Origin of the sequence: Polynucleobacter nymphae (assembly GCF_018882155.1) — a bacterium.
Classification (GTDB): Bacteria; Pseudomonadota; Gammaproteobacteria; order Burkholderiales; family Burkholderiaceae; genus Polynucleobacter; species Polynucleobacter nymphae.
Map to the genome: position 1 here is coordinate 937,989 of NZ_JACVPA010000001.1, position 20,098 is coordinate 958,086.

The 20,098-nt window shown below is 42.5% G+C and carries 21 protein-coding genes; all 21 read right to left on the reverse strand.

Annotated features, from left to right (window positions below):
• A complete protein-coding gene (locus ICN29_RS04775; protein WP_216130222.1) occupies positions 1 to 870 on the reverse strand; it encodes a GNAT family N-acetyltransferase in 870 nt (289 codons plus the stop codon).
• Positions 871 to 950: 80 nt separating this feature from the next.
• The gene (locus tag ICN29_RS04780; RefSeq protein ID WP_216130224.1) at positions 951 to 1,865 is read right to left on the reverse strand and encodes a glycoside hydrolase family protein; all 915 of its coding nucleotides are present in this window, start codon (positions 1,863 to 1,865) and stop codon (positions 951 to 953) included.
• Entirely contained in the window at positions 1,862 to 2,545 is a 684-nt protein-coding gene (locus tag ICN29_RS04785; RefSeq protein ID WP_216130226.1) for an acetyltransferase, read from the reverse strand. Before ICN29_RS04785 ends, ICN29_RS04780 begins: the two co-directional genes overlap by 4 nt.
• Positions 2,546 to 2,630: 85 nt before the next feature.
• Positions 2,631 to 4,169 (reverse strand): TIGR04372 family glycosyltransferase, encoded by a 1,539-nt coding sequence (locus tag ICN29_RS04790; RefSeq protein WP_216130228.1) that lies wholly within the window; start codon positions 4,167 to 4,169, stop codon positions 2,631 to 2,633.
• A 56-nt stretch (positions 4,170 to 4,225) separates the two neighbouring features.
• Entirely contained in the window at positions 4,226 to 5,056 is an 831-nt protein-coding gene (locus tag ICN29_RS04795) for a glycosyltransferase family 2 protein (RefSeq protein ID WP_216130230.1), read from the reverse strand.
• Between the two features lie 74 nt (positions 5,057 to 5,130).
• Positions 5,131 to 5,727, reverse strand: coding sequence for a CatB-related O-acetyltransferase (locus ICN29_RS04800; protein ID WP_216130232.1), 597 nt, complete (start codon positions 5,725 to 5,727; stop codon positions 5,131 to 5,133).
• Positions 5,728 to 5,825: 98 nt separating this feature from the next.
• Entirely contained in the window at positions 5,826 to 6,572 is a 747-nt protein-coding gene (locus ICN29_RS04805; protein WP_216130234.1) for an SDR family oxidoreductase, read from the reverse strand.
• On the reverse strand, positions 6,529 to 6,978 hold the full coding sequence (locus tag ICN29_RS04810; RefSeq protein ID WP_216130236.1) for a WbuC family cupin fold metalloprotein: 450 nt from the start codon (positions 6,976 to 6,978) through the stop codon (positions 6,529 to 6,531). The genes ICN29_RS04805 and ICN29_RS04810 overlap by 44 nt, the downstream gene beginning before the upstream one ends.
• A complete protein-coding gene (locus ICN29_RS04815) occupies positions 6,950 to 8,257 on the reverse strand; it encodes a methyltransferase domain-containing protein (RefSeq protein WP_369411631.1) in 1,308 nt (435 codons plus the stop codon). The genes ICN29_RS04810 and ICN29_RS04815 overlap by 29 nt, the downstream gene beginning before the upstream one ends.
• Positions 8,258 to 8,320: 63 nt before the next feature.
• Complete coding sequence (locus ICN29_RS04820) at positions 8,321 to 8,989, reverse strand: class I SAM-dependent methyltransferase (protein ID WP_216130240.1); 669 nt, start codon at positions 8,987 to 8,989, stop codon at positions 8,321 to 8,323.
• A complete protein-coding gene (locus ICN29_RS04825) occupies positions 8,976 to 10,022 on the reverse strand; it encodes an aminoglycoside phosphotransferase family protein (RefSeq protein WP_216130242.1) in 1,047 nt (348 codons plus the stop codon). Before ICN29_RS04825 ends, ICN29_RS04820 begins: the two co-directional genes overlap by 14 nt.
• Positions 9,986 to 10,588 (reverse strand): HAD family hydrolase, encoded by a 603-nt coding sequence (locus ICN29_RS04830; RefSeq protein ID WP_216130244.1) that lies wholly within the window; start codon positions 10,586 to 10,588, stop codon positions 9,986 to 9,988. The genes ICN29_RS04825 and ICN29_RS04830 overlap by 37 nt, the downstream gene beginning before the upstream one ends.
• Positions 10,589 to 10,600: 12 nt before the next feature.
• On the reverse strand, positions 10,601 to 11,551 hold the full coding sequence (locus tag ICN29_RS04835) for a transketolase family protein (RefSeq protein ID WP_255538066.1): 951 nt from the start codon (positions 11,549 to 11,551) through the stop codon (positions 10,601 to 10,603).
• Positions 11,523 to 12,398 carry a transketolase gene (locus tag ICN29_RS04840; RefSeq protein ID WP_216130246.1) on the reverse strand — a complete coding sequence of 292 codons (876 nt, stop codon included), beginning with the start codon at positions 12,396 to 12,398 and terminating at the stop codon, positions 11,523 to 11,525. The genes ICN29_RS04835 and ICN29_RS04840 overlap by 29 nt, the downstream gene beginning before the upstream one ends.
• Entirely contained in the window at positions 12,395 to 13,390 is a 996-nt protein-coding gene (locus ICN29_RS04845; RefSeq protein ID WP_216130248.1) for a GDP-mannose 4,6-dehydratase, read from the reverse strand. Before ICN29_RS04845 ends, ICN29_RS04840 begins: the two co-directional genes overlap by 4 nt.
• Positions 13,387 to 14,451: a zinc-binding dehydrogenase gene (locus tag ICN29_RS04850; RefSeq protein ID WP_216130250.1), complete on the reverse strand. Its 1,065-nt coding sequence runs from the start codon at positions 14,449 to 14,451 to the stop codon at positions 13,387 to 13,389. Before ICN29_RS04850 ends, ICN29_RS04845 begins: the two co-directional genes overlap by 4 nt.
• Before the next feature lie 12 nt (positions 14,452 to 14,463).
• Positions 14,464 to 15,990, reverse strand: a complete 1,527-nt coding sequence (locus ICN29_RS04855) for a PfkB family carbohydrate kinase (protein ID WP_216130252.1) — start codon at positions 15,988 to 15,990, stop codon at positions 14,464 to 14,466.
• Entirely contained in the window at positions 15,990 to 16,571 is a 582-nt protein-coding gene (locus ICN29_RS04860; RefSeq protein ID WP_216130254.1) for an SIS domain-containing protein, read from the reverse strand. Before ICN29_RS04860 ends, ICN29_RS04855 begins: the two co-directional genes overlap by 1 nt.
• A 2-nt stretch (positions 16,572 to 16,573) precedes the next feature.
• A complete protein-coding gene (locus ICN29_RS04865; RefSeq protein WP_216130256.1) occupies positions 16,574 to 17,518 on the reverse strand; it encodes an NAD-dependent epimerase/dehydratase family protein in 945 nt (314 codons plus the stop codon).
• 3 nt (positions 17,519 to 17,521) lie between these two features.
• Positions 17,522 to 18,373 (reverse strand): nucleotidyltransferase family protein, encoded by an 852-nt coding sequence (locus ICN29_RS04870; RefSeq protein WP_216130258.1) that lies wholly within the window; start codon positions 18,371 to 18,373, stop codon positions 17,522 to 17,524.
• The gene (locus ICN29_RS04875) at positions 18,370 to 20,076 is read right to left on the reverse strand and encodes an ABC transporter ATP-binding protein (protein WP_216130260.1); all 1,707 of its coding nucleotides are present in this window, start codon (positions 20,074 to 20,076) and stop codon (positions 18,370 to 18,372) included. Before ICN29_RS04875 ends, ICN29_RS04870 begins: the two co-directional genes overlap by 4 nt.
• Between the last annotated feature and the right edge of the window lie 22 nt (positions 20,077 to 20,098).

Here is a 20,098-nt window from a genome sequence, read left to right on the forward strand (position 1 = left end):
TCATAAAACCAATTGATAAAATTCATGGGTATATCCACCTCCACCAAACCCGTTTTTATAGGTGTAGAGGCCGTCATTCAGTATTAAGCCATTGTTTTCATTATTAATACCAAAGTCAAACCATCTTTTGCCAGCAGCTGCTCCCAACAAAATGCAGTGCTCAATTACAGCATCCACAGCAGAGACCTCTCGCCCTGCAGCATTTGAGGCTATATATTGAGTATGGAGTGCCTGATGTGTTACGAATAAAATTACCCCCGCTACTATCGTTCCATTATGCTCCGCACAGATACACAAAATTTCTTCAGGAAATCGCTCGATCAAAACCTCAATCTCATGTAAAGAATGCACCGGTGAAGCTTCATGCTTTTCAGCAAGGTTATTGGTGAGTATTTCCCAAAAAGCCTTGAGGTACTGCACTCCCTGAACAATATTGACGTTTGACTTTTGGGCTTTTTTTAAAGCCCAGCGCCGCCCTTTTATTAACGGCAACCGATTTTCAAGATCAATGGTGCTACTCAAATCACAGCGAATTTTAGATGCCCCCAGCCTAAAAAGCGCATAGAGATCATCTTGCGCGGGGCTACGATGATAAAAGCTTGGTGTTGCTTTATAAATCAGACTTTTAAAACCTAATTTCGCATAAAAGTCTTGAATTAAACGCAGTGCCTCAATCATCAAATCACCCCTAAGAGCTCCTTGATGAAGGAGCCCTCCACAGGTAATTCCGGGATGACTCACTATTTGAGAAGGATCACCCGGATTTATGGCTGCAGGAAAAATTCCCAACCACTTTTCCCCCTCATAAATAATTAAGGATTGATCGATAAATCGGTCTTGATGATAAGAAAGAAATTTACGGGTATGCAACAAAGTACCTTGCAAGGTTTTCTCACAGAAATGATCCCAAGCCATCGAATCTTTTGGAGTAAATAATTGAATCTCGAGACTCATGTCTCCTCCAACTGGGCATAACCAAAACCTGCTTTCCCCATATCATTTCCGTTATAAAACATATAGGTCTTACCTTTTGTAGTAATTAAGGCTGGATAGCACAGATGCTTTGAATCCCACCCAGATTCAGAAAGACTAATGCCTAACTCGGAATCGATTCGCTTCCAGTGCACCCCATCCAAAGACTCAGCTAATCCAGCAAGATATTGTCTATCGGTGGTTCCGCGGGTGTAGTGCATAAAAAAATGATTATTCAATTGAAAAACTCGCGGCCTACCAATCCGATACTCTAGCCCCTCAACATCAACACATACATGTCCGTCGGTTTCAATATTGAAACCATCCTTACTGATCGCATGTCGGATTCGGTATTGTGGGTAAGGTACACCATTGATTAATTCCCATCCATTGCCACTGGCATACCAGATATGAAACTGATCCTCTATTTTTACAACGGAGTGGATTGCGCCGATAAACAAACTATCATTTGCCCGATCTAGAATAGGCACATTTGAATAGCGCTCAAAAGTATCACCGCCATCTTTACTAATAGCAAGTCCAGAAAAAGCTAAAAATTTCACTTTTGAAACTAACTGAAATCCAACGTAATACATTCGAATATCATCATTAACCCGAATCACATCACCCAAAATAACGCCGTTATCATCGAACATCCCATTAATACCGATATCTAAGGCCGGATGAGTAGAGACCCGCTTGATAATGTCAGGAGAACCCGAATCTACATCCACAAAACCAATTCTACTCACACCAGAAGCGTCCCTAAAGCCTGCATAGACACGAATTGTTTCTTCATCAAGCAACAAGGGGGTAGGCGTCAATGCACTATCTTTGGCCCACAGCAGCGTTGCATCTGGGCCATAAATAAACCCTTTTTTTACCCACTTCATTGACCGTCACCGATTTTAAAGAGTCGCAAGCTACTCACTTTTGAAATTTCTGTACTGGATTCTTGCAATACAGAGCCTGACGGAACGTCCTTTTGAATAAGTGCTCCTGCACCAATAAAGCAATCTTTTCCAATATTAATATTATTAATAACGGTACTATTTACGCCTAAAAATGAAGACTCACCGATATCACAAAAACCTGAGATAACGACATGGGAAGATAAGAAGCAATTATCTTGTATTGTTGAGTTATGACCAATATGATTGCCGCTCCACAAGACAACATTGTTGCCTATCTTTACAAATGGCTGAATAGTGTTATCTTCAAAAATAAAACTGTTTTCACCAATTTGAACGTTTCTCCATACAAATGCCTTTGAACTGATGTAGCTTGCTATTCGATAATTTTTATTTTTTAATTCATTGTATAAACGATGCCGAACTCGGTTGAGTTTAGTTGAGCTTGCGGCTGCAAAAGCCCAATAATGAGTAGGTGGAAATTTTAGCTCTAACTCATCAAGCGGAATAACAGGAAGTCCGGCAATAAATTTACTCGTAATAAATTGACGATCTACTGCAAAACCAACGACTTCATACTCAGAATCAACCGTAAAATATTCGCAAGCAATCTCGGCAGTTTCCCCTGCGCCAATGATGACTAACTTCTTCGTTTTATCCATAGAAAATTCTTTAAGGATCTGAAATGTAAATTGTGAACTACCCCCAATTTAGCATGGTTAAAGCTAACAGCTCAATAGCTACTGATTAATCAAGGTAATTTGGATTGTCTTCTAGGAATGCCTTTGAAATAGAGCCCATAAACCAGAATTTATCCCTATATTTGTAAGTCAATGAATCAGGCATAGGGCTGGGGAAATGAGCTCTTGAATCACTTTTGGCTGTTAGCTCAATCATTTCAATCGCACCCTGCTCTATTTGTTTTGAGCTGTTCTTAATTGATCTAACTCCTTTTAGAGCTTGCAACATTGATAGGTCATCATAAACCGTTGAGGTCAATTGCTCTCTCAGGGGAACAATTGCATTTCTAGAATTGCAGTAGTAAGAAACTGGCAGACATATATCATTGGAGGTCCCAAACAATGCATACATTACTGGCCAATTTGTTATCAACCTTGGAACATTAAAGTAAAACGGAAAGTCTGATGGTCCTGAAGCCGTACAAATTACAAAACGGGCGGTAGCTAAAAGATAAAGATCGATATAGCGCGGTCTAGAAGCATTACTAAAAGGCAAATCAATAACTCTTAGCATATCCTTGCGTAATGGAGTCATTGATACATCACCAATCCTAAAAACCCATCCACCATTAGATATGATTGCATCAATTGCGCCATAATAGGTATCAATATCTGCGTTTCTGATTGAGTTATCAGCCCCTTCGCGTACATGCATGACAACATACCAATCATGCTCTTCTACCCCAAAACTATGAAGAAATAACTCAAGCTCAGTTTTTTGAGTCGTAGTGAGTTTAAATGCTTTTGCACCAGTTGCCGACCATGATGCGAGATATTTTGCCCTCCCCCTTTCCTCTTGGTAACCAAAATATTTTTTAGTCACTAAAAATGGAAATGAATCCTGCACAAAATTAAGTAAGTCTGGGCGCTGCCCAGCGCTCTGATCCACAGAGATTGAGTCCTCAATCATATCTGGCAAGAGTTCCCGATAAAAATTCGACATTCTGTCATGGCTTGAATCGCAGACTACTATCTTCGGCCGATTGGCAGGAGAGCGGGTACGAATAATTTCAAAATCAAAAAAGATTTGGCTATGGCCAATAGATGCGGTTACATGGTCTCCAAAGATCACATCATAGCCAAGGATCCCCATAGATTTTAATTGGTCTCTACGAAAGTCTTCATATAAAGCATTGATTTCTAAGAGTGATTCCCATGACTTTGTAAAATAATAGCAGTAATGGAGCAATTTCCAGGGTGTAAACAAATATGGATACTTCGTAGTTGTATTCTGTAGAAAATTATATATTTTAGGTAGCTCTCCTCGTGCAAAGGCAATCTCAAAAAATGCGCGGGAGGCGACGATCAAGTGATTATCTAGCTTACTATCGTTTGAATTAATTAGCGCTGCAAGGCGGCTGGGATCAAATGCTAGCACGCATGCATAAATATAAAAAAAGTTTGAAGTAGTCAAATTAATTGGTCTTGCGATAGCTCCAAGTCCAAATAAAAATCCTGAAACAATCCGACGGAAAACGACACATAACCAGTGATCTGAACTTAATAGCGTTTTCGAGGCAATCTTAAGAAACTTAGCAGTGTTCATTTACACTTCCCAATTTTTTATAACCAGCGCCCCTAGATACTAAGCTACGCAGATACTTATTTCGTGTTCGCAATTTTTAACGGCAGCTTTGGAAGACGCGCCAAGATTCTCAATACTAACCATATGCACTCAGAGTACATCCTCGATTGAATCCAGGCCTTAGCCAGATTAGAATACGCCCACAAGTAATCCTTCCAGCATAAATTATTGGACCAGCTAGTTTGTGTTACGCGATAAGCGCCGAATTTTTCAGCGCAAATATAGCCAAGTCTTCCATCTCCAAGAACCCGGATAACCATATCGAAATCATGAAGAAAGCCAAGGGAATGATCAAACTTGGCATATGCCCTTTTTACTAACCAGCTACAACCTGCGGCGGGGATGCCATGTATGATGAAATTAGAATTACTTCGACAGAACTGGTCTTTGGGCGCGCCCATTTCACTGAAAATGACACCCCACTTATCTATGCAATCTACTGTATGGCCATGAAAAGAGAGGCCAAGTCGCAGGACATCATCCATCTGTCGTTTAATCTTTTCCGGATACATAATATCGTCACCAGAAAACAGGCAAACATAATCTCCTTTGCACTGCTCTAACAATAACTCAAAATGTCTGCTGCCTAGATTTTCATTTGATAATTTATAAAAACGGATTTTTTCAGGAAACTTATCTGCATATTCTTTAACTATGATTGGTGTCAAATCACGTGAACAGTCATCTGAGATAACAATTTCATAGTTTGCGTAAGTTTGACCAAGGATTGAATCAAGAGCTGCAGCAACATAAAGCTCTTGGTTGTAGACGGGCATAAATACAGATACTAGTGGCTGACTGTTCACTTGAACATCATTTATAGTGAAGGACTGATCTTGATCAATCACTACTAACCCTCGAATGTAAAAGGAGTGTATTTAAACATTATTGATTAGCCTAATGAGGGCGATAAGATGCAAAATCAGCACTCACATTTTTTCAAAAATGTGTCCATATCTGAAAAATCAAAACCTTTCAAATCACTTATTGTCTTATCCCACCAATTTGAAGAGAGTAATCTTAAGATAACGTCATCTGGGAATCGATATTTCAAAATCCTTCCGGGGTTGCCCACAATGATCGAGTAAGCCGGAACATCAGTAGTGACAACTGCGCCTGCGCCAATCACTGCGCCAGTCCCAATTTTTCGGCCAGGAAGTACTACCGCATTATCGCCAATCCAAATATCATGCCCCATTTCGACGTGGTATTGAGGGTTCTGATCCTGACCTTGAATATAAGCATCCTTATCTACAATTGTTTCGCCATAGATTGCCGAGGTATTTCTAAATGCAACTTCATGGCTAGTTACCAGCCGGTAATCATGATTGAGGCCACCGATTGAAACACGATTACCGAAGGTGCAATAGTTTCCAGTCTTTGCGCGTGACATAAAGGAGTGGCACCCAATCGCAACATAGCGTCCAACTAGAGATCTGGCAATTGTCGAATGGCTTCCAACCATATTGCCACCGGCAAGATAACTATTTGTAATCCGTCCAGCAAACTCTATCCGCATAAAAGGACTATCAACAAGATACGGCTCAAAATTTTGATTGGTTAGATTATCTATATATTTAAATTCAAGCAATTTTTTTCCTTTTTAAGATGAGAAAATCAAGTGTCTTGACCGTATTTTATATAGCCACCATCAAATACTATTGATTCTCCATTCATATATATTGCGGTATTGCTAATCATAAATCTGCCATAAGTAGCAATATCTTCAACAGTTGGAATTTTCCCCTGTACATGCTTTTTTGAGACGCTATCTAACTGCTTTAGTCTCTCAGCAGTATGTGCACCGTCACCCTTAAAAAATTCAGACAACAAAACGCAATTCCAAGTGCAGCCTAATTGAAGCACTTCGCTTGTTAAGACTGGAAGCAGGCTAGTTACCATTGATTTTGTAATACTATAAAAGCGTGGGGATTGGTTTTGGCCACTTAATGCTACTGTAGATGAAAAGGCAATCATTCTGACATTTAAGTCCTGCTTGTCGAGAGACATGAGCACATTATTGATTGCAAGTAATGGATAAACCTCAACTACAATCGCTTTCGATATCAAAGCGGAGGTGGAAAGATCTTTATCAGATACCGACGGACGAAATCGCTGGCAAAAGAAAATTGCCTTAGGCACTCCAAACTCCTGGATGCATTTCTGAAATACATCCTCGGTTTCTTCTGCCTTGGCTAAGTCTATATGCCTATCGCACGATGAATTGCGTCCAAAACTAATGATTGAATGATCTGATCCTAATTCCTTAGAAATGGCTTGTGTAAGTGGGCTACTTCCACCCACTATCCAGACTGATGAATTAGTTGAGCTCATCTGCTTTAGCGAAGATTGTTGAGTTCTCATTAAATGGTCCCGCCTTAATTTCATAGAAAATCGTAGAAGGGGCTAAAAATTTGACTAAATGAATAGAATTTGCTGGAATCAATAACAAAGAGCCCGCTTTAAGCTCTACCTTCTTTTCTGCATTTTCGGATAAATAAGAAACTGTCATCTCACCACGTATCAACATCATGAACTCATCGCATGGGTGAGAGTGCGCAGGAAATTCCATGGCATTATTTGCCTCAATCACCATTACATGTAAGGGTGATTGAGTATCAGGATGTAAACAAATACGGCGTAATCCATTAGAACCAAAAGGCATCTCTGTCAGCGCCTCCATTACATCATCCTCGCTAGATGGGGATGGCATATATCGGACAGATTTAGTCATACTCATTTCAAACTCTTGAAGTAGGTGGCGGCTCATATCCCTGCTTTAACAACACTTTTTCCCCATTCATAGGCAATAGAAAGGTTACTTTTGATTCATCCATGTCAGTCTGACGAACAATCCGATCCCAGAATCGCCAAGCTAGTACAACGCATAAAAATTCTTCTCCCGAACCAAGTGCGGATCGTGAAACGACAGGAATATCGCTAACTGGGGCCAATCTACCCTGTCTTAGGGAGTTATCATCAACAATAAATGCAACTCGACCTTCAAGGTCAAGTGAACGCATCAGTACTATAGAGGTTGCGGAAGCACCATATACACATATGGTCTTACCACTAGCCAAAGCCTCGCTAATATATCTATTGATTAGCGTACGTCTATTGTTAACAAAATCTTCTAGGTCTTTATATAACTTGGCTGAATAAAGACCAGATTTCTCTTCAAGATCGAGTAACTCTTTGACGGCTTGTGACTGAGCTACCTGCGGAGATGATGAGTCTTGGGCAATTTTTTTAGCCACAACTCGGATGCTCCCGCCTTTTGTATTGACTCTAACCACATCCTCTATCTCAAATCCGTTTTTATTCAGAAACTTGATCAGCGGCTTTAATGAGTGGTAACCAACATGCTCATGGTAAATGTAGTCAAAAACTCTTTGGTCAATAGTGTCTAATGCATAAGATACCTCAAAGACAAATAATCCAGTATCACTAAGTAACGTTTTCACGCCCTCTAGGATCTCAATCAAGTGGTCGCTATGTGAAAATACATTATTTGCAAAAATAACATCAGCGCAACCATGTTGCTTTAAAAGATGCTCAGCTAGTGTGCGCTCAAAAAAGCCTTGAACGCACGAAACACCATTCTGGTTAGATACCTTTGCACAGTACTCTGAAGCATCTACTCCTAGCACTTGGTGTCCAAAGCGAGCAATCTTGCTCAAAAATAAACCGTCATTACAACCCACATCTACACAAAATCTCTTATGTATCCCATCGCGCTCAAAATACTCCTGCATGAAATTGGAGTATTTTTCAAAGTGCTCGTTCAAATCAGGGGAAGAGGATGATAAATAGATATAGTCCCCAAAAAGAAGTTTTGGAGAAACAATATCTAATAACTGCAAATAGCCGCAATCCTCGCACTGATAAAGATCCATTGGAAAGTAAGAACCTTTGTACTGCGAATGGCCTTTATACCTAAAAGCATCAACTGGAGGGCACGCAGGCATCGGTAATCTCAGAACTAAAGCCTTAGAGTCACATAAACTACAGGATGTTCTATGATAAAAATCTGACAACACAGACCTCACATTTCAATGAATTGAATAAATACAGCATAGGTTTTTTCTACTAACATTGATCCAACTCAAGCGTTAATCAAAATAGATAAATGAATGATCACCGGTATACCCTGACATTTTAAACCACCAATCCCAGTCCTCTGGCGTATTAAATTGCTCGCAAGTAACCTGCCAATAGAGTAAGTTCGCTTTTTCAACTTCATTTCTATAAGATTCAACGCAGATATACTTTCGCTTACCGACCCGCTCAATTCCACGCAATGCTTTTTCTAGTTCTTGATTGTGTAGGTTATGAAATGTATTAATTGAAAAAACAAGATCAAATTCTTTATCCGCATAAGGCAAATTATCTGCAGATCCAAGATCAATAAGATCTTTTACATCTGGGTGTGCATGCTCAAGTGCATAAGTCGAGATATCTAAACCTCTAACTTTCAAACCAGGCAAGGCCTTCATCAGCTCCACCATCTGAAATCCTTTACCGCAACCAATATCTAATACCGAGTCGCCAGCTTTGAGGCCGTAGTATTCAATCATCTGGTTAGCAACTGGTGCCCAGCGACCAGGCATATATTTATAACCGCCATAGTTAATGCGCCGATCTCCATCCCAATAGTCATAAGCCCACTGCTTAGCAATCTGGGCAGCTTTTGCTTTTGGAAACTCTGGATCATTTACACGCGCTAAATAATCACGCTGTGTAGCCTTGTGAACAGAGGAAAGCAGATCAATGTATGCCAAAAGAAAATTCCTTATCAATATAGGCTTGCGCCTCTTCTAGTCGTTGCTTAACAAAGCCTTCACCCATAGCATCTTGAGCAACCGCCTTCATTTGAAGTAAGCGATCTGGTCGTAACACTGAAAGCATAATACATAACCACTTTAGCCTAAGAATTGGGCCCAGAACAGCGCTTCTAGCGCTTAATTGCTCCCCGCCATATGGAGCGACTGCTTGAAAAAAAAGCTTAGCAAGGCTAGGGGCAACTGGCATCCGCGGCTGTAGAGAAAAGTCAACTACAGCCTTTGCGGGGTCATCCCATCCTGCAAACTCAAAATCAAAAAACTTTACCCCACCAGCAGATCTTAATGCATTATGAAAGCCAAAATCACTTGGTGATACACAGCAATCTTCAAAATTAATAGCATCTTGAGTCTGGCCTTTATCAATCAGCGCTTTGGTTTGATCTGCAAGTACCTCAAACTCCTGAAAGATATTTTGTACCAATACATTAGCTTGTGATCTGAACTCTATGGGGAGATGCTCTATGCTCAATTGATTTAATCGTCCGAAGACATTTTCAAGATGCTCGGTCACTCTTAAAAATCCCTCTGCCGCCGACTGCTTTATATACTCTTTTGCAAGCAATTGATCAGCATTCAGTAAGCGAAAAAATCTGCCTGCATGCATAACATCTTGCTCGGATGGACTTTGGTTTACAGGATAGGGTTGGCCATCTATATATTCCAACACAACGCAGCGATACTGCTCATCTTCTGCCAGTAGCTTTGGAACATAGCTTGGAGCAACTTTCTGGGCATAACGTAAAAACTGTATCTCCGCCAACATGCGATCAGTAAGGCCTCTTGCTGAATACCCTTTAATCACAAAGCGCTTTGAGCTCTTAGCGCCAACACTGCAGCTAAAGACCTGATTATTAATTCCGCCATGAAGAGGGATCAGACTATCGACTGAAGCCTCAAGCTTCTGTGCCCAATGTAACGCAAAGTCTGGATAGACTATGCTTGCTTGATTAGGGCGGGTAGGCTCGTCCATTGGGAAATAGTGGTGTGGCGAGTGGAGATATTTTCATTAAAACTGTCAGGCGCAAATAAAATACCTCGGGTTGTAGAAGGAAATTGGTCGGCCTCTAAAACTTCGGGCAAATCATCGAGGAAGATCTCGCAACCCAATTCTTTAATCATTTGCACCTTCTGATCCCGAGTCTCAAGAAAAAATATTTGATCGTTTATAAATAAGCCAAGGCTTTGTACTGTCTCTTTCAACCAAGCTCTAGCAGCAGCATGAAGATCATGAGGATGGCCTGCGTAAGGCTTTTTACTGCGATGACTGACAATGAATAATTCATGGCCAAGAGCGTTTAGCTCAAGCATAGTCTCAATAGCACCTTCATAAGCTTGTGCATATCGCATCCCTGGTCCATAAAGCTCACCCTGAAAAGCGGTCCACTCTACTTCTCGGTCCTGCATTCTTAGATAGTCTCGCACTCCCAGCTTGGTTCGTGGCACTAAATCTGGAAGCTCAAACATTTCTTCTGCCAGCTTTGTAATTGCGCTGTCGTAACAAGCGATTGTGTTATCGAAATCTAAGCCAATGCGCATAAGCAGTTCAATTTACTGGCAGACTCGAAGAGCGGCACGCACAATACTGTCTGCGTCAATCTCGAAGTATTGGCGAGCATATTCTTGAGAGCCAACTACTGGCATAAATTGGTCCGAGGTTCCCAAGACCTCAACTCTTTTTTGTAGGCCGTTTCGAGCAATCAAACTTAATACCGATTCGCCAAAGCCACCCACCTTAGAATGCTCTTCTACGGTAACTAATGCATCAAAGCGATTAAGTAACCCATTGATTGCTGTCTCAGAGAAGGGTTTAACTGTGTGCATTAAAACAAGTTCAGCAGATACTCCTTGCTCGGCAAGAGTCTTGACAGCCAAGGCAGCCTCACTACTGATAGTACCTGTTGCCAAAATGCAGACTTGGCTTCCCGACTTTAGACACAGGCCATTACCAATTGCAGGCATAGCATTATCACCGGAGAGATCTGTCTCGCCCTTCTTACCAATGCGGATATAGGTTGGACTGCTACTTTCTATTGCCATACGAAGACAGGCACGCAAAGATTTTACATCCCAAGGTGCTAGCACTTGCAAATTAGGAATAGCCCGAAAGATCGCAAAGTCTTCCAAACTATGATGTGTTGGGCCAAGGCTTGCATACGAAAGTCCAGACCCTGTACCCACGATGATCACAGGCGAATTGTGATAGCCCACGTCAATTTTAATTTGCTCAAGGCAACGTATCGTCGTAAAAGGAGTAATCGTATAAACAATCGGTCGCAAACCGCTTAAGCCCATCCCTGCAGCAACGCCCATCATATTTTGCTCAGCTACTCCACAGTTCATGAATTGCTCAGGTCTTGCGGCGCGCAAGCGATCAAAAAGTCGATTGCCAATATCTCCGGATAGAAGTACAACTCTAGAGTCAGCCTGAGCTAACTGGGTTACTTCATCTGCAAAAGCATTTCTCATAGGCTTAACCGTGACTGATGGGCTTACGCCCATCGAGCTGAATCTGATCTGAGGAAATCCCTAATATCTCAGCTGATTGACGCACCTCGTCAGCTGAAGGAATGCGATAGTGCCAATTATTATCATCTTCCATAAAAGGTATTCCTTTACCCTTTACAGTGTGAGCAATGATGGCCTTTGGTCGATCATCCGTTGCTAAGGAATTGTAGGCAGACTCGATTTCTTGAAAAGAATTACCATCAACTTCCATGCAGGCCCACCCAAAAGCCTTCCACTTTTCAGCCAATGGTGCAAGACCTAACACCTCATCACTTCTTCCAGTTGCTTGCCACTTGTTGTAATCCACAAAAACTGTTAGGTTGCTCACTTTTTGGGCTGAAGCCATCAGTGCAGCCTCCCAAACTGATCCCTCATTACACTCACCATCACCAAGAACCGCAAAAACGCGATAGGGCTTATGCATAATTCGGCTAGCTAATGCCATTCCAAGCCCTATTGGAAGCCCATGACCTAGAGATCCAGTCGCAGCCTCAATACCAGCCAAATGATCAGGTGACGGAGGATGTTCGCCAAACACAGAGCCTCCTTGACCATAAGAGTCCAGCGCGTCTAAGCCATAAAAACCTTTTTGGGCAAGCACCTGAAATAAGACGGGAGCTGCATGGCCTTTACTTAGAATAAAACGATCGCGATCACTTGCCTTAGGATTCTGGGGATCAAGACGCAAAATATTCCAATACAACCAAACTAATAAGTCCGTACAGGATAAGCAAGATCCCAAGTGGGGCGTACCAGTGAGATGTGAATTTCGAATTGCTCGAAATCGAATGAGTCTAGCTATAGCCTCAAGCTGAGAAATAGAAAGGGTTTCGGACTTCATTTTTTGTGAATGTACTGTAGTGGTTGGGCCTTGAGTACCTCAAGGTTCTTCTGAACCCACTCAATCGTTTGTGCTAGGCCTTGCTCAAGGGAAATCTGATCTTTCCAGCCGAGATCTTGGTGGAGTTTTTCACTGCTAAGCCAATAAGCACTATCTTTACCTAGACGCTCCCCTACTACCGAAACATTTCCTTCAAAAGATACCTTTAGCATCTCACATAAAGCCTCCACCAAAGCTCTAATCGAAATAATCCGATCAGTTGAGATGTGATAAGTCTCGCCGACTGACGCTTTCTGAGCAATCTGCCAGGTAGCACGACTGACATCGTCGATATGAATAAAAGAGCGGGTTGATACACCTCCGCCATGCAACTCTAGAGGTTGTCCAGTTAGTAGGCAGAAAATAGTACGAGGAATAATGCGATAAAGCGGCTGTCCAGGTCCATAGACGTTAGCAGCCCGCGTACTTACTACAGGCAGCTGAAATGTCTCTCGATAAATCTTAAAAAGCATATCGCCTGCAGCCCGTGATACCGCATATGGAGTAGAGGGATTAAAAGGCGTCTCCTCATGAATCCAACCATCCGTAGAGCCATATACCTCTGGCGTCGTGATGTGGACATACCGCTCCAGAAAATCTAAATGCCGAAGACGCTCTGCTAAGCGGGCAACAGCCACAACATTAGTCTGCATCCAGTCATCAGGCTTATCCCAACTCTCGCCGACCATACTTTGAGCTGAGAAATTGACTACTACTTTAATCTTCTGATCTCGCATCAACTTCTCAAGACGATCTAGGTCATGATTTAAATCTAATTGAATAAAACGAAAGTTTTTCTGCTGTGACTCTGGAAGCCAACGATAGGGTAGAAAGACTGAGTGAGCCTCAGGCGAGCGGCTAGCCCCAATCACATCAAGCCCCTGCTCCAAAAGATAGCGGCAAAAGCTGGCTCCTGAAAAAGAGTTACTTCCCAGAACCAATACCGAACTCATAAGGCAGCCTCTAAATCAATCAGGCACCGCCCGGCAGTTCGGCCGTTCCGCATGCCTTCGATTAAGTCATTTACGGCAGAAAGGGGTGCGACCTCCGTAATTAATGGAGAAAGGCTTAGTTGTCGCTTGGCAAAAAGACCCATATACCGAGGAATATCAGTCGTTGGATCAGCTTCACCTCCCGTAGTGCCAGTGATGGTTTTACCAAAATGTAAATCCAAGGTGAAAAGACTTGTAGTCGACCCCTTGGACGGCACCCCTACCAAAACTACCCGCCCCTCGCCATGAACGAGGTTATAACCTTGAGCAATAATTTCAGGCTTGCCAGTATTGTCTAAAAAAACATCTGGCTTTTGATTATTAAGGAGCTCTTTGATCCTGGCAAAGGCATCGCAGGTCTTTGCGTTAATCACTGCAGTAGCGCCCATTAAGCGCGCTAACTCCAGTCTATTATCAAATAGATCTACAGCAATAATTTCAGTAGCGCCCGCAAGAACTGCACCTTGGATAAGATTGAGACCAATTCCGCCAGCGCCAAAGATGACAACTCGGTCACCCAGTCGAATCTTAGCTTTATTTTCTATAGTTCCGAGCCCAGTAGTTACTGCGCATCCATAGAGGGCAGCCGTCTTTAAATCCGCATCTTTAGGTATTACAGTAAGTCGATTCTCCGATATAACTGCATGCTGATTAAAACTCGTTACCCAACCAGCATTGACAGTTTTGCCATTCCAAGAATATTTGGGCGTCACTGATTCAATGCCGCGGCCGCGCCGCCAATGAATCACTACACGGTCATCAGGCTTGACAAAAGAAACTCCCGGACCAATGGCTAGAACAGTTCCGCTGGCCTCATGGCCCAATAGATGAGGCAACCATTTATCCGCCCCCTTTACCCCATCAATCTCGCCAATTTGACTGCCGCAAATGCCGCTATAGTGAAAGCGCACCAATACCTGACCTACTTCCAGAACATCAGGCAAATGAATTTCACCAATGACTAAGTCTCGCTTTTGCTCTACCAAGATGGCGGCAAGTGTTTTTGTTGGAAGATTACTCATTAGCGATTGTTTTTAATTGAATTTAGGTTGGCCACTGTAAGCAAAAACCGATAGGACTCTGTCACGCAACTCCATCTCCGAAACGGGAGTATTTCCCATTCTCTCAACTGCTAAGGATGCCATACAACTTGCCAGCGCTGCAGTCGACATGATTGATTGGCCGCTAGCCATCCCAGTCGCCATGACAGCCAGTAGCGAATCACCTGCCCCCATTACATCAACTGGATTTGCAGTCAAAGCTGGAAAATGCTCACGATTCAATGTTGATGAGCCATTTTGGCCATACACAATAAAACCTTCTGAGCCCAATTTCATAATCAAGTTTTTACAGTTTGTTTGACTAAATATCAGATTAGAAATTGCTTCCAGCCCAGAATCCTTATCTTGAAGAGCTATCCTTGCCTCTCGCTCATTAGGACAAATCAGACTGAAGTCTTTGAATCGAGTCACAGCGCCAACCTGACTGCTGCATTGCAAATCGCCAAAGAGCATAATTTGATGCTTTTCTGCTAGCCTTCTGACGCTCTCTAGTACCTCGGGAGTAACTACTCCATAAACAAAATCAGAAATGATGATTCCGTCAATGCTACCGTTGTTAGCCATTGTCTCTAACTTTTCTAGCAAACTTTGCTCAACCGCTTTATCAAGACGCTTTTCCTCTACACGACTTACTCGAAAGAGCTTTTGATTCTCCACTACATAACGTTTCTTTAATGTAGTGGGACGCTTCGCATCTCTGATTAAGACGGCGTTGACGCCATAATCTTGCAATTGACTAGAAACATAATCTCCTGCTTCATCATTTCCAATAACCGAAAAAAATGTACATTGAGCACCCAGAGTGCGAACATGTGCTGCCACAATCGCAGCGCCCCCTAAATAGTTACGACTTTCTAACTCTCTAACAACGATTACTGGGGCTTCAGCGCTCATACCCATTGCTTCACAGGCAACATAACGATCAACGATGGTGTCTCCCAAGACAACTAAATGGGCATTTTTGAGACTTGCGAGTGTCCCAAGCATGTCTTGCAGCTCCAATCCTTGGCGCTCTAAAGCGGCCAAGAATTCTGAACGTCTCTGCTGCTCAATTTGATGCTCCGAGTTTGATAAAAGTTCTGTACTCGAATAATGCGTTTCGCCAGAATGAAATTCAATTTCGCGACCCTGCTGAACCTGCTGACTAAGTGCCGCCCTAATATCAGGATCAGTTGTTGACTCATACTCAGTGCCAAGAACAATCGTTTTAGGTTTTAAAGTGGTCACAACACCGGTTAGCTCTTTTCCTTCAAGAAATATGATGTGATCAATTAGATTAAGTGCTGATAAAGCTTCAGAGCGCTCAAGCTGGGTAAATGGATAATCTAGTTGACCACTAGGTAAGTGGTCCCCAATTAATGCAACAACCAGCTTTTTCCCTTGAGCCTTTGCATAACGCAAATAGCGTAAATGGCCAAGGTGAACAACGCTGAAATGGCCATAAGCAAGAACATAATCATCAGAAGGCTTGAGTTCAGTCAATCCAACTATCTTTGTCATCAGATCTGATCCTTGTGCATATGAAGCCACTGCATCATCAGATGTCCCACAACCAACTGTAGATCTTCGCTAATTTGCATATCATCAATAGGGATATGAATCGCATGATGAGCAAGTGCTTTAGCTTGCCCGCCAGAAAAGCCTAGAACGGCAAAAGACTGAATTTGATTGTCGCGGCAATACTCAAGAGCCCTAAGAATATTGGGCGAATTTCCACTACCACTTAGAGCAATGGCGATGTCTCCAGGATTAGCTAAGACAGCCAACTGCTGGATGAAGATACTGTCATAACCCTCATCATTGGCTAAACAAGTCAAAACCGCAGAATTTGCAGGTAAAGCATGCACTTTGAGAGCTTTTCCTAACTGCTTAGAGATTCCATAAAGATAATCATTGGCAAGATGAATTGCATTACCGGCCGAGCCACCATTTCCAAAAATAAATACTTGGCGCTTTTCTCTCCAAGCCGTCATCAATGCAACAGCAAGGGCTTCGAGTTCTGCTTGAGGGAGCAAATCTAGGGCTGACTTTAGTCGTGATACATAACCATTAGAAAAGGTTGAAAAAACTGGAGGTGTCATTTTTAAGCTCTATTAAATACTGTTTTTTGCATCCAGGGCAAAGTATGAAAACGCTCTTCATCTTTGAGTCGACCCTCACGATAAGCTTGGCAAATCTCATCGATCGCATTTTCAACTGTCTTGCGCGGGCGGAATCCTGTAGCAAGGAGTTTGTCTGAATTGACTCTATATGATCTAGGGTCATTTGAAGGAAGCACGGTAATTTTGGCGCTCGCTTTTTCGCAGGCCATCTCAGCAATTCTTCGAATGCTTAAATTCTCAAAGCCGGCATTGTAGACACCAGTAACATCTGGTCTATCTAAAAGAAAAAGGTAAAGATCCGTAATGTCATCAATGTGAATGTTAGGCCGCGTCTGATCCCCACCCAAAACGGTAATTTCTCCCCTAGTCAGGGCCTGCATGGTTAACATGTTGACTGATACATCAAAACGCATGCGAGGGGAGATGCCGCAAACGGTAGCAGGACGGACGACTTGAACCACCATTTGATTTGAGTAGCTCAAGACCACTCGCTCAGCCACCATCTTGGTCTTGTTGTACTCCGATAAGGGTACTAGGGTGAGATCCTCAGTAACCTGCGCCTCATCTTTAAGACCATAGACGCTTCCTGAGGACGCATAGATAAAGTGCTTAATGCCCAATCGCGCTGCACGATCAATGAGTTGCATCGTGGCTAAAGCACTAATTTCCCACGTTAATTTTGGATCGAGATCTCCAGCGGGGTCATTTGCAACTGAAGATAAATGAATAATTGCATCAACTCCCTCCAAAGGAATTTCAGCGATATTTCGAACATCCCCTTGGATTACCTTAAGTTTACTGTGCGTCAGAAGATCATTTCCAAACCACATAATATCGAAAGCAATTACAGAATGTCCTGCATTCAATAGCTTTGGAACCAGTACGTTTCCTTTATAGCCACAAGCACCTGTTACTAGAATATTCATTATTTATTTTATCTTTGAATTAAATGCGCTTTTCAATTGTTGATGAATGGGGTGATTTGTAAACATTTTTTCCCAGTCATCAGCTTCAATCACATCCCTCTTTGGTATTTTCATATCTTGACTCTTTTGTGCTTCATATAGAGACTCAATAGTTCCAATATCTATGTGTACTTGGTCATTATGCCAAGTTGCAATACGACCAAGGAATCTTGGCAACACTTCAGTACTGAAATCTTGGGCTTCAGGGTGCTCTTTTATCCATTTTAAGGCTTCAGGCGCAAGTAGATAAACAGCTCCGTTAGCCCGATTTCCTGGTGGATTAGCCACTTTTTCATAAAAGGCAGTGACTACCCCCAGCTCATCAGTCTCCACAATCCCACAGGCGCTGGGGTTATGAGTATCAAAGGTCATCATTGTTATGAGACAGTGCTTTGGACGTTCAGTCTCGTGATACCGTAAAAAGGCAGCAAAGTCACACTGACAATAGTTATCAGCATGTACAAGCAATAGCGTTGAATTGGCAAAATAAGAATAATTTGCTCGTATTGTTCCAGCTGTACCCATTAATTTTGACTCAAGAACAAAATCTACCCAACCCCTAAAACATGGGCGCATCAGAAAAGCTTCGACTTTAGTGGCTAGATGATGGAGATTAACCAGCACCTTACTTGCACCAAGCTCTTTAGCCGATTCAAGCCAATACTGCAGCAGTGGTGAGCCATCTACCGGCATCAAACATTTTGGCCATTCATTTGTATGGGGTTGCAAGCGCATTCCATAGCCAGCAGCAAGTAATAAAGCAGCAATTGGTGGGGTTCCATTATTTTCCAGGGCCCCAGTTGAAAAAGTCGTCATTCCAAAACTTTCGTCATCTTTTGAAACTCTTCACTTGTCGCCTTCAGTTGCTCATATCCCCCTTGAGCAACTACCTTTCCCTTCTCTAGCAAGTAGATCTGGTCGCATTCCTGGACAGTGCTAAGACGATGAGCGATCAAAATAATAGTAATGTCATGTCTTAATTTATTAATCGCCTCCATCACGGCTAGCTCTGTCAAATTATCAAGCGCACTAGTTGCCTCATCCAAAATCAGCACCTGTGGATTATGATAAAGAGCGCGTGCAATGCCAATGCGCTGTCGCTGCCCTCCAGATAGGCGAACGCCACGCTCACCAACTTTTGTTTCATAACCTGCAGGTAATTCATTACTCACAAAATCATCAAGATTTGCAATCTTGGCTGCACGAACAACTGCCTCTCGATTAATATCACTTTCGCTGACACCAAATGCAATATTTGATAGCACAGTATCGTCGGCAAGATAAATTTGCTGAGGCACATAGCCAACCGTCTTTTGCCATTGCCGTATATTTGTTGAATCAATGATTTGGCCATCCACACAAAGGGTGCCTTGCTGAGCCTCAAGTAGCCCAAGAATCAGGTCAACTGTAGTAGTTTTTCCACAACCAGTTGCACCCACTAATCCAATTACCTGATGAGCGGGAATAACCATGCTAAGCCCGTCTATCGTTAGTCGAGAAGCATTGGGATACGTATAGCGGATATTATTTAGAGCAATGGATTCCTTAAATAGGATTGGAGTATTAGGAGTGTTACTCGCAGCAACAAACTTGAGTTCGGATAGCTCGGCATGTAATGCATTAATTGCCGGCCCCGTAATGCGCAATTGTGAGAGTGAGCCGTAAATCTGCTGCAAAGCAGGTACAAGCCTATAGCCAGCAAAAGCATAAAGCGAAATCACTGGTAACGCATCTGAAAAACTTGTTCCTTGCATCATTAAATAAAGAACCATTAACATCATCCCGCCAAAGGCAACAGCTTCAAGTGCAAATCGTGGCAGCGAGACAATTGCCAGCGCGGCTGACTGATACTTGGCATAAAGTTCAGCAGACTTTGAGAAACTTCTAACATAGCTAGCCTCTAGACCTCCTATCTTAACTTCTTTTGCGGCACTAAAAGCTTCATTAACTGCAGTAAAGCGCTTCGCATTTGCCTCTAAACTATTCTGCCCCAGGCGGTTCAATGTTCCACTCATTAGTTTAAAAATAATGCTGTAAGCGCCACTAAGGACAAGGCCTATGGCAAACGCCAATACTGGATCAACTATTAGCAGCAATAGTAAGAGTGCGAAAGCTACCGCGCTTTGAGCAACTAGAATGGTGAATGGGATCATGGCCTTATCAATCACCGTACTCACTTCAGAGAGAATATTCTTACCCAAATCAGTGCTATTGCGAGTCAGAAACCAGGCATACGGCTGATGGAGATATCCCTCCACCAAACGCTTGCCAATACTATATTCGCGCATGAGATTAAAGCGTAATTGGCAATAAGTAGTCACTGCCTTGAAAACTAGGGATAGCAATAAAAGCATAAACATGAATAGCCCCAAGATCAGCAAAAAATCACGCTGGCTTGGTCGGCCTAGTGCATTGTTAAGCATTGCCAATAGTCTATTGGTTTCAATTACGCCAGGATTAGTAATCACTGCCATCAGTGGCATGATTGACGCCACTCCAACTGCATCCAGTAGAGCCATGATTAGAATCATGCATAAAAGT

Coding starts and splice junctions, on each gene's coding strand:
- ICN29_RS04860 (WP_216130254.1), bottom strand. CDS start 16,571: ATGACACCTCCAGTTTTTTCAACCTTTTCTAATGGTTATGTATCACGA.
- ICN29_RS04875 (WP_216130260.1), bottom strand. CDS start 20,076: ATGGCTCTACTGGATGCAGTTGGAGTGGCGTCAATCATGCCACTGATG.
- ICN29_RS04840 (WP_216130246.1), bottom strand. CDS start 12,398: ATGAAGTCCGAAACCCTTTCTATTTCTCAGCTTGAGGCTATAGCTAGA.
- ICN29_RS04810 (WP_216130236.1), bottom strand. CDS start 6,978: ATGAGCCGCCACCTACTTCAAGAGTTTGAAATGAGTATGACTAAATCT.
- ICN29_RS04800 (WP_216130232.1), bottom strand. CDS start 5,727: ATGCGGATAGAGTTTGCTGGACGGATTACAAATAGTTATCTTGCCGGT.
- ICN29_RS04870 (WP_216130258.1), bottom strand. CDS start 18,373: ATGACGACTTTTTCAACTGGGGCCCTGGAAAATAATGGAACCCCACCA.
- ICN29_RS04855 (WP_216130252.1), bottom strand. CDS start 15,990: ATGACAAAGATAGTTGGATTGACTGAACTCAAGCCTTCTGATGATTAT.
- ICN29_RS04785 (WP_216130226.1), bottom strand. CDS start 2,545: ATGGATAAAACGAAGAAGTTAGTCATCATTGGCGCAGGGGAAACTGCC.
- ICN29_RS04780 (WP_216130224.1), bottom strand. CDS start 1,865: ATGAAGTGGGTAAAAAAAGGGTTTATTTATGGCCCAGATGCAACGCTG.
- ICN29_RS04790 (WP_216130228.1), bottom strand. CDS start 4,169: ATGAACACTGCTAAGTTTCTTAAGATTGCCTCGAAAACGCTATTAAGT.
- ICN29_RS04865 (WP_216130256.1), bottom strand. CDS start 17,518: ATGAATATTCTAGTAACAGGTGCTTGTGGCTATAAAGGAAACGTACTG.
- ICN29_RS04845 (WP_216130248.1), bottom strand. CDS start 13,390: ATGAGTTCGGTATTGGTTCTGGGAAGTAACTCTTTTTCAGGAGCCAGC.
- ICN29_RS04805 (WP_216130234.1), bottom strand. CDS start 6,572: ATGAGAACTCAACAATCTTCGCTAAAGCAGATGAGCTCAACTAATTCA.
- ICN29_RS04825 (WP_216130242.1), bottom strand. CDS start 10,022: ATGGACGAGCCTACCCGCCCTAATCAAGCAAGCATAGTCTATCCAGAC.
- ICN29_RS04835 (WP_255538066.1), bottom strand. CDS start 11,551: ATGGGCGTAAGCCCATCAGTCACGGTTAAGCCTATGAGAAATGCTTTT.
- ICN29_RS04830 (WP_216130244.1), bottom strand. CDS start 10,588: ATGCGCATTGGCTTAGATTTCGATAACACAATCGCTTGTTACGACAGC.
- ICN29_RS04850 (WP_216130250.1), bottom strand. CDS start 14,451: ATGAGTAATCTTCCAACAAAAACACTTGCCGCCATCTTGGTAGAGCAA.